This window comes from Pseudomonas agronomica (assembly GCF_025917275.1).
Lineage (GTDB): Bacteria > Pseudomonadota > Gammaproteobacteria > Pseudomonadales > Pseudomonadaceae > Aquipseudomonas > Aquipseudomonas agronomica.
On record NZ_JAOSHO010000160.1, the window covers coordinates 1 to 10,026 of the forward strand.

Sequence of the window (10,026 nt, forward strand, 5' to 3'; positions counted from 1 at the left end):
CGACCGGCATCGCCGGCGCCGGTGTACTGGTCACCGAAGGTTGCCGTGGTGAAGGCGGTTACCTGATCAACAAGCACGGCGAGCGTTTCATGGAACGTTATGCGCCGAACGCCAAGGACCTTGCTGGTCGTGACGTTGTAGCTCGTTCGATGGTTAAAGAGATCATCGCCGGCAACGGCTGTGGCCCGAATGGCGACCACGTGATGCTCAAGCTCGATCACCTCGGCGAGGAAGTGCTGCACAGCCGCCTGCCTGGTATCTGCGAACTGTCGAAGACTTTCGCACACGTCGACCCTGTCGTTGCGCCGGTTCCAGTGGTTCCAACCTGCCACTATATGATGGGCGGCGTTGCCACCAACATTCATGGCCAGGCAATGACCCAGAACGCCGAAGGCGTGGACGAAATCATCCCTGGCCTGTTCGCAGTGGGTGAAGTGGCGTGCGTATCGGTACACGGTGCCAACCGCCTAGGCGGCAACTCGTTGCTCGACCTGGTGGTCTTCGGCCGTGCTGCCGGCCTGCACTTGGAAAAGGCGCTGAGCGACGGTATCGAATACCGCGACGCCAGCGACACCGACATCGATGTAGCCCTCAAGCGTCTGGCTGGCCTCAACGAGCGTACCGAAGGCGAAGACGTCGCCACCCTGCGCCGCGAGCTGCAAAGCTGCATGCAGAACTACTTCGGTGTGTTCCGTACCGGCGAATACATGCAGAAGGGTATTGCCCAGTTGGCGCAATTGCGTGAACGAATTGCCAACGTGAAGATCAACGATAAGTCGCAGGCGTTCAACACTGCCCGTATCGAAGCGCTGGAATTGCAGAACCTGCTGGAAGTGGCTGAAGCCACCGCCATCGCCGCAGAAGTGCGCAAAGAGTCCCGTGGTGCCCACGCCCGCGAAGACTTCGAAGACCGTGACGACGAAAACTGGCTGTGCCACACCTTGTACTTCCCGGGTGAAAAACGCGTCGCCAAGCGTGCCGTGAACTTCTCGCCGAAGACTGTTCCGACTTTCGAACCAAAAGTCCGGACTTATTAAGGGTGACCGCTATGTTGCAAGTCAGTGTTTATCGCTACAACCCTGATCAGGACGCTGCGCCGTTCATGCAGGACTTCCAGGTCGATACCGGTGGTAAAGACCTGATGGTGCTGGACGTGCTGGCCTTGATCAAAGAGCAGGACGAAGGTTTCTCCTATCGTCGCTCGTGCCGCGAGGGCGTTTGCGGCTCCGACGGCATGAACATCAACGGCAAGAACGGCCTGGCCTGCATCACGCCGCTGTCGGCCGTGGTCAAGGGCAACAAGCTGGTCGTTCGCCCGCTGCCAGGTTTGCCGGTCATTCGTGACCTGGTCGTCGATATGAGCATCTTCTACAAGCAATACGAGAAGGTGAAGCCATTCCTGCAGAACGACACGCCGGCTCCGGCCATCGAGCGTCTGCAGTCCCCTGAAGAGCGTGAAAAGCTCGACGGTCTGTACGAGTGCATCCTGTGCGCCTGCTGCTCGACCTCGTGCCCATCCTTCTGGTGGAACCCGGACAAATTCCTGGGCCCGGCCGCCCTGCTGCAAGCTTACCGCTTCCTGGCAGACAGCCGTGACACCAAGACGTCCGAGCGTCTGGCCGCACTGGATGACCCGTTCAGCGTATTCCGCTGCCGCGGGATCATGAACTGCGTCAACGTCTGCCCGAAAGGCCTGAACCCGACTAAGGCCATCGGTCACGTACGTAACATGCTGCTGCAAAACGGCGTGTGATTCAGCTGCTGTACCCGTAGAACCGCTGTACCCGTAGAGGCGAGGGCGTGGGCTTCAACCCACGTCCTGGCTATAACCAGAACAGCCGCTTACAAAGCGGCGGTTCTTATTTTGAAGAAATGAGACAAGCAGGGGCATCCGGGCTGGTACCCGGACTATCAGCGTGATCCTAAGTGGCTTGTTTTAGTCGCTGCACTCGGACTTCTGCAAGTTTGCTCGGTGTTTTCGCCGGTGGTGTTCCCCTAATCGAGGGTGACCAAGCATGCAAGAAAGCGTGATGCAGCGCATGTGGAACAGTGCCCACCTCTCCGGTGGTAACGCTGCCTATGTGGAAGAGCTCTACGAGCTCTACCTGCACGACCCTAACGCTGTGCCAGAAGAATGGCGCACCTACTTTCAGAAGTTGCCGGCTGACGGTAACTCTGCCACCGATGTTTCGCACTCGACGATTCGCGATCATTTCGTGCTGCTGGCAAAGAACCAGCGCCGCGCTCAACCGGTGTCTGCCGGCAGCGTGAGCTCCGAGCATGAGAAGAAGCAAGTTGAAGTGCTGCGACTGATCCAGGCCTACCGGATGCGTGGCCACCAGGCAGCCCAGCTTGACCCGCTGGGGCTGTGGCAGCGTCCTGCACCTGCAGACCTGTCGATCACTCACTACGGCTTGACCAATGCCGACCTTGATACGACCTTCCGTGCCGGCGACCTGTTCATCGGCAAAGAGGAAGCGAGCCTACGCGAAATTCACGAAGCGTTGCAGCAGACATATTGCCGCACCATCGGCGCTGAATTCACGCACATCACCGATTCCGAGCAGCGCCAGTGGTTCCAGCAGCGTCTGGAAAGCGTTCGTGGCCGTCCGACGTACTCCGCCGACATCAAGAGCCACTTGCTCGAGCGCGTCACCGCCGGTGAAGGCCTGGAGAAATACCTGGGTACCAAATACCCGGGCACCAAGCGTTTCGGCCTGGAAGGCGGCGAAAGCCTGATTCCGATGCTCGACGAGCTGATCCAGCGTTCCGGTTCCTACGGCACCAAGGAAGTCGTCATCGGCATGGCCCACCGTGGCCGCCTGAACGTACTGGTCAACACCTTCGGCAAGAACCCGCGCGAGCTGTTCGACGAGTTCGAAGGCAAGAAGAAGGTCGAGCTGGGCTCCGGTGACGTGAAGTACCACCAGGGCTTCTCGTCCAACGTGATGACCACCGGCGGCGAAGTCCACCTGGCCATGGCGTTCAACCCGTCCCACCTGGAAATCGTTTCCCCGGTGGTCGAGGGTTCCGTCCGTGCCCGCCAGGATCGTCGCAACGATCCGACCGGCGAGAAGGTGTTGCCGATCTCCATCCACGGTGACGCGGCATTCGCCGGTCAAGGCGTGGTCATGGAAACCTTCCAGATGTCGCAGACCCGCGGTTTCAAGACCGGCGGTACCGTGCACATCGTGATCAACAACCAGGTCGGCTTCACCATCAGCAACCCGCTGGACTCGCGTTCCACCGAGTACGCAACCGACGTCGCGAAGATGATCCAGGCGCCGATTCTCCATGTGAATGGCGATGACCCGGAAGCCGTGCTGTTCGTGACCCAGTTGGCCATCGACTACCGCATGCAGTACAAGCGCGACGTGGTCATCGACCTGGTCTGCTACCGTCGTCGCGGCCACAACGAGGCCGACGAGCCAAGTGGCACCCAGCCGCTGATGTACCAGCAGATCGCCAAGCAGCGCACCACCCGTGAGCTGTACGCCGATCGCCTGACCCAGAGCGGTGTTCTGGATGTCGCGCGCGTCCAGGAAAAAGTCGATGAATATCGCAACGCCCTGGACAACGGCCTGCACGTTGTAAAAAGCCTGGTCAAGGAACCGAACAAAGAGCTGTTCGTCGACTGGCGTCCGTACCTGGGCCACGCCTGGACTGCTCGCCACGACACGCGCTTCGACCTCAAGACCTTGCAGGAACTGTCCGCCAAGCTGCTGGAAATCCCGGAAGGCTTTGTGGTCCAGCGCCAGGTCGCGAAGATCTACGAAGACCGCCAGAAGATGCAAGCCGGTGGCCTGCCGATCAACTGGGGCTACGCCGAAACCATGGCGTACGCGACCCTGGCGTTCGAAGGTCACCCGATCCGCATCACCGGCCAGGACGTAGGCCGCGGCACTTTCTCGCACCGCCACGCGGCGCTGCACAACCAGAAAGACGCCAGCACCTACATCCCGCTGCAACACCTGTACAAAGGCCAGCCACGTTTCGACCTGTACGATTCGCTGCTGTCCGAGGAAGCCGTCCTGGCGTTCGAATATGGCTATTCCACCACCGAGCCGAATGCGCTGGTGATCTGGGAAGCCCAGTTCGGCGACTTCGCCAACGGTGCCCAGGTGGTTGTCGACCAGTTCATCACCAGCGGCGAGCACAAGTGGGGCCGTCTCTGCGGCCTGACCATGTTGCTGCCACACGGTTATGAAGGGCAGGGTCCGGAGCACTCGTCGGCACGTCTGGAACGCTACCTGCAGCTGTGCGCCGAGCACAACGTCCAGGTTTGCGTACCGACCACCCCGGCGCAGATCTACCACCTGCTGCGTCGCCAGGTCATCCGTCCGCTGCGCAAGCCGCTGATCGTGCTGACACCGAAGTCGCTGCTGCGTCACAAGCTGGCAATTTCCACGCTTGAAGACCTGGCCGAAGGCTCGTTCCAGACCGTCATTTCGGAAATCGATACCCTGGACGCGGCGAAGGTGACTCGCCTGATCCTGTGCAGCGGCAAGGTCTACTACGACTTGCTGGAAAAACGTCGTGCCGAAGGCCGCGAAGACATCGCCATCGTGCGTATCGAGCAGCTTTATCCGTTCCCGGAAGAGGACCTGATGGAGGCCATCGCGCCTTACACCAACCTCACCCACGTGGTGTGGTGTCAGGAAGAACCGATGAACCAAGGCGCGTGGTACAGCAGCCAGCATCACCTGCGTCGCAGCATTGGCAACCATAACAAGGCCCTGGGCCTGGAATATGCCGGCCGTGATGCTTCCGCTGCACCTGCGTGTGGTTATGCGTCGATGCACGCCGAGCAGCAGGAAAAACTGCTGCAAGATGCTTTCACTGTTTAACGCCTTCGCGCTGACTGAAACCGAATTTTAAGGACCCACAGATAATGGCTATCGAAATCAAAGCCCCGTCATTCCCGGAATCGGTTGCCGATGGCACCGTTGCCACTTGGCACAAGAAACCAGGCGAGGCCGTCAAGCGCGACGACCTGATCGTCGACATCGAGACCGACAAGGTCGTGCTGGAAGTATTGGCCGAAGCTGACGGCGTGCTGGGCGCAATCGTTGCCGAAGAGGGCGCTACCGTTCTGTCGAACCAGGTCCTGGGCTCGATCGAAGAGGGCGGCGCTGCTGCTGCCGCTCCAGCCGCCGCTGCCGCACCGGCTGCCGCTCAGGCCGCTGCGCCAGCTGCTTCGGGCGAAGACGATCCAGTCGCCGCTCCAGCTGCTCGCAAGCTGGCTGAAGAGAATGGCATCAACATCGCTTCCGTTGCCGGCACCGGCAAGGGTGGTCGTGTGACCAAGGAAGACGTGGTTGCAGCCGTTGCCGCCAAGAAAGCCGCTCCAGCCGCCGCACCGGCCAAGCCAGCCGCGCCTGCTGCTTCCGCGCCAGTGTTCGCTGCCGGTGACCGCGTCGAGAAACGCGTTCCGATGACTCGCCTGCGTGCCAAGGTTGCCGAGCGTCTGGTTGAAGCCCAGTCGAACATGGCGATGCTGACTACCTTCAACGAAGTCGACATGACCGAAGTCATGGCCCTGCGTTCGAAGTACAAGGACCTGTTCGAGAAGTCCCACAATGGCGTACGCCTGGGCTTCATGTCGTTCTTCGTCAAGGCTGCCACCGAAGCGCTGAAACGCTTCCCGGCCGTCAACGCGTCGATCGACGGTTCCGACATCGTCTACCACGGCTACGCCGACATCGGTGTCGCGGTCTCCAGCGACCGTGGCCTGGTGGTTCCGGTCCTGCGCAACGCCGAGCTGATGAGCCTGGCCGAAATCGAAGGCGGCATCGCCACCTTCGGCAAGAAGGCCCGTGACGGCAAGCTGTCCATCGAAGAGATGACCGGCGGTACGTTCACCATCACCAACGGTGGTACATTCGGTTCGATGATGTCGACCCCGATCGTCAACCCGCCACAAGCGGCTATCCTGGGCATGCACAACATCCTGCAGCGTCCGATGGCGATCAACGGTCAGGTCGTGATTCGTCCGATGATGTACCTGGCACTGTCCTACGATCACCGCCTGATCGACGGCAAAGAAGCCGTGACGTTCCTGGTCACCATCAAGAACCTGCTGGAAGATCCGGCTCGTCTGCTGCTGGATATCTGATTTCGCCGCGAGGGCCGGTCTTTTCGACCGGCCCCTTGCTGAAACAACCGGTTTCGTCCCACGGCGGTCCCCACAAGTGACCGTCCGGTTTGATTCGAGAAGGAATGACTCATGACTCAGAAATTCGACGTGGTAGTGATTGGTGCGGGCCCTGGCGGCTACGTAGCGGCCATCAAGGCTGCGCAACTGGGCCTTTCCACTGCCTGCATCGAGAAATACACCGACAAGGAAGGCAAACAGGCCTTGGGCGGTACTTGCCTGAACGTCGGTTGCATTCCATCCAAGGCGCTGCTGGACAGCTCCTGGAAGTACAAGGAAGCCAAGGAAAGCTTCAACGTTCACGGTATCTCTACCGGTGAAGTGAAGATGGACGTAGCCGCGATGGTTGGCCGCAAGGCTGGCATCGTCAAGAACCTGACCAGCGGTGTTGCCACCCTGTTCAAGGCCAACGGCGTCACCTCCATCGAAGGCCACGGCAAGCTGCTGCTGGGCAAGAAAGTCGAAGTGACCAAGCCTGACGGCTCGGTCGAAGTGATCGAAGCCGAGAACGTCATCCTGGCGCCAGGCTCGCGTCCGATCGACATCCCGCCTGCTCCAGTCGACCAGAACGTCATCGTCGACTCCACTGGCGCCCTGGAATTCCAGTCCGTGCCAAAACGCCTGGGCGTGATCGGCGCTGGCGTGATCGGTCTCGAACTGGGTTCTGTATGGTCGCGCCTGGGTTCGCAAGTGACCGTGCTCGAAGCCCTCGACACGTTCCTGATGGCCGCTGACACCGCGGTGTCCAAGGAAGCGCTGAAGACCCTGACCAAGCAAGGCCTGGACATCAAGCTGGGTGCCCGCGTGACCGGCTCCAAGGTCAACGGCGAAGAAGTCGTGGTGAACTACACCGACGCCAACGGCGAACAGACCATCACTTTCGACAAGCTGATCGTTGCGGTCGGTCGTCGTCCAGTGACCACTGACCTGCTGTCCGCCGATTGCGGCGTGGAAATCGACGAGCGCGGTTTCATCGCGGTAGATGACCATTGCGCAACCGCCGTACCGGGCGTGTTCGCCATCGGTGACGTGGTTCGCGGCATGATGCTGGCCCACAAGGCTTCCGAAGAAGGCATCATGGTTGTCGAGCGCATCAAGGGCCACAAGGCCCAGATGAACTATGACCTGATCCCATCGGTCATCTATACCCACCCGGAAATCGCATGGGTTGGTAAAACCGAGCAGGCCTTGAAAGCCGAAGGCGTTGAAGTTAACGTCGGCACCTTCCCGTTCGCAGCCTCCGGCCGTGCCATGGCGGCCAACGACACCGGTGGCTTCGTGAAAGTCATCGCCGATGCCAAGACGGATCGCGTATTGGGCGTTCACGTGATCGGCCCAAGCGCTGCCGAGCTGGTACAGCAAGGCGCGATCGGTATGGAATTCGGCACCAGCGCTGAAGACCTGGGCATGATGGTCTTCTCCCATCCGACCCTGTCCGAAGCCTTGCACGAAGCGGCCCTGGCCGTGAATGGCGGCGCCATCCACGTGGCCAACCGCAAGAAGCGTTAACAGATAATAAGAAACCACGGCGGTATGGCCCGTCGTGAGCCTTGCGAGCAAGACTCACCGCGGAATATCCGCTGGACGCAGCCTTGCGTAGCGACACCGGTTGACCGGAACGCTACGCAAGCAGCAGTCACAGGTGGTGCGGCACCACAACGGTGCAGCACCGAATGCGCAGTACCTAACGAAGACGGTAATAAGCATGAATCTTCACGAGTATCAGGGTAAGCAGCTGTTCGCTGAGTACGGCCTGCCAGTATCCACCGGCTACGCTGTAGACACCCCGGAAGCGGCAGCAGAAGCTTGCGACAAAATCGGCGGCAGCGAGTGGGTTGTCAAAGCCCAGGTTCACGCCGGTGGTCGCGGTAAAGCGGGCGGCGTCAAGCTGGTTCGCAGCAAAGAAGACGCCAAAGCCTTCGCACAGCAGTGGCTGGGCAAGCGTCTGGTGACTTACCAGACTGACGCCAACGGTCAGCCAGTCACCAAGATCCTGGTTGAATCGTGCACTGATATCGCTAAAGAGCTGTACCTGGGCGCTGTCGTTGACCGTTCGAGCCGCCGCATCGTGTTCATGGCTTCCACCGAAGGTGGCGTGGACATCGAGAAAATCGCTCACGACACCCCTGAGAAAATCCTCAAGGCCACCATCGATCCACTGGTTGGCGCACAGCCATTCCAGGGCCGCGAGCTGGCATTCCAGTTGGGCCTGGAAGGCAAGCAGGTCACTCAATTCGCCAAGATCTTCGTAGGTCTGGCCAAGCTGTTCCAGGACCACGACCTGGCACTGCTGGAAGTGAACCCGCTGGTGATCAAGGCCGACGGCGACCTGCACTGCCTCGATGCCAAGATCAACATCGACGCCAACGCCATGTACCGTCAGCCTAAGCTGAAGACTTTCCACGATCCGTCGCAAGACGATCCGCGCGAAGCGCACGCTGCCAAGTTCGAACTGAACTACGTAGCCCTGGAAGGCAACATCGGTTGCATGGTCAACGGCGCTGGCCTGGCCATGGGTACCATGGACATCGTCAACCTGCACGGCGGCAAGCCAGCCAACTTCCTCGACGTAGGCGGCGGTGCTACCAAGGAACGCGTTACCGAAGCGTTCAAGATCATCCTGTCCGACACCAACGTCGCTGCAGTACTGGTCAACATCTTCGGCGGCATCGTTCGCTGCGACATGATTGCCGAAGGCATCATCGGCGCCGTGAAAGAAGTCGGCGTGAAAATCCCGGTTGTTGTTCGCCTCGAAGGCAACAACGCTGAGCTGGGCGCTAAAGTACTGGCAGAAAGCGGTTTGAACATCATCGCTGCTACCAGCCTGACCGACGCTGCTCAACAAGTCGTTAAAGCTGCGGAGGGCAAATAATGAGCGTCCTGATCAACAAAGACACCAAGGTTATCTGCCAGGGTATTACCGGTTCGCAAGGTAGTTTCCACACCCAGCAAGCCATCGAATACGGCACCAAGATGGTTGGCGGCGTAACGCCAGGCAAAGGCGGCACCGAGCACCTGGGCCTGCCTGTCTTCAACACCGTGAAAGACGCTGTAGCTGCTACTGGCGCCACCGCCAGCGTGATCTACGTTCCAGCTCCTTTCTGCAAGGATTCCATTCTTGAAGCAGCGTTCGGCGGCATCAAGCTGATCGTTTGCATCACCGAAGGCATCCCGACCATCGACATGCTGGAAGCCAAGGTCAAGTGCGACGAGCTGGGTATCACCCTGATCGGCCCTAACTGCCCAGGCGTGATCACTCCAGGCGAATGCAAGATCGGCATCATGCCAGGTCACATTCACTTGCCAGGCAAGGTCGGTATCGTTTCCCGTTCCGGCACCCTGACCTACGAAGCTGTGAAGCAGACCACTGACGCCGGTTTCGGTCAGTCGACTTGCGTCGGCATCGGCGGTGACCCGATCCCGGGCTCCAACTTCATCGACATCCTGAAGCTGTTCCAGGAAGACCCGAAGACCGAAGCGATCGTCATGATCGGTGAGATCGGCGGTTCCGCTGAAGAAGAAGCCGCTGCCTACATCAAGGCGAACGTGACCAAGCCGGTTGTTTCCTACATCGCAGGTGTGACTGCTCCTCCGGGCAAGCGCATGGGCCATGCTGGCGCAATCATCTCCGGCGGCAAAGGCACTGCAGACGAGAAATTCGCTGCACTGCAAGACGCAGGCGTGAAAACCGTGCGTTCGCTGGCAGACATCGGCAAGGCCCTGGCCGAGCTGACTGGCTGGGAAATGAAGAAGTAAGCTTCGGCTGACTTTTTTGTTCCAACAACAAAGGCCACCTTCGGGTGGCCTTTGTCGTTTCTGACCCTATGCCTGTGCAACTGCTCTACCTGGGTAATGTAGGACGGCTCTTGTGG

Annotated in this window: 7 protein-coding genes; all 7 read left to right on the forward strand. The window is 59.8% G+C overall.

Features of this window, described 5'->3' with window-relative positions; all coding sequences use genetic code 11:
• Window positions 1–1,037, forward strand: a 1,037-nt coding sequence (locus OC610_RS13565; protein WP_264428306.1) for an FAD-binding protein, incomplete at its 5' end; no start/stop codon positions are given.
• An 11-nt stretch (window positions 1,038–1,048) separates the two neighbouring features.
• Window positions 1,049–1,753, forward strand: coding sequence for a succinate dehydrogenase iron-sulfur subunit (locus tag OC610_RS13570; protein ID WP_207964740.1), 705 nt, complete (start codon window positions 1,049–1,051; stop codon window positions 1,751–1,753).
• A gap of 262 nt (window positions 1,754–2,015) precedes the next feature.
• Complete coding sequence (locus OC610_RS13575; RefSeq protein WP_264428308.1) at window positions 2,016–4,847, forward strand: 2-oxoglutarate dehydrogenase E1 component; 2,832 nt, start codon at window positions 2,016–2,018, stop codon at window positions 4,845–4,847.
• Between the two features lie 44 nt (window positions 4,848–4,891).
• The gene (odhB, locus tag OC610_RS13580) at window positions 4,892–6,115 is read left to right on the forward strand and encodes a 2-oxoglutarate dehydrogenase complex dihydrolipoyllysine-residue succinyltransferase (RefSeq protein ID WP_030138331.1); all 1,224 of its coding nucleotides are present in this window, start codon (window positions 4,892–4,894) and stop codon (window positions 6,113–6,115) included.
• 111 nt (window positions 6,116–6,226) lie between these two features.
• Complete coding sequence (gene lpdA / locus OC610_RS13585; RefSeq protein ID WP_030138332.1) at window positions 6,227–7,663, forward strand: dihydrolipoyl dehydrogenase; 1,437 nt, start codon at window positions 6,227–6,229, stop codon at window positions 7,661–7,663.
• A gap of 196 nt (window positions 7,664–7,859) precedes the next feature.
• The gene (gene sucC / locus OC610_RS13590; protein WP_003179235.1) at window positions 7,860–9,026 is read left to right on the forward strand and encodes an ADP-forming succinate--CoA ligase subunit beta; all 1,167 of its coding nucleotides are present in this window, start codon (window positions 7,860–7,862) and stop codon (window positions 9,024–9,026) included.
• Window positions 9,026–9,910, forward strand: a complete 885-nt coding sequence (gene sucD, locus OC610_RS13595; RefSeq protein WP_003179236.1) for a succinate--CoA ligase subunit alpha — start codon at window positions 9,026–9,028, stop codon at window positions 9,908–9,910. Before sucC ends, sucD begins: the two co-directional genes overlap by 1 nt.
• The last annotated feature ends 116 nt before the right edge of the window (window positions 9,911–10,026 follow it).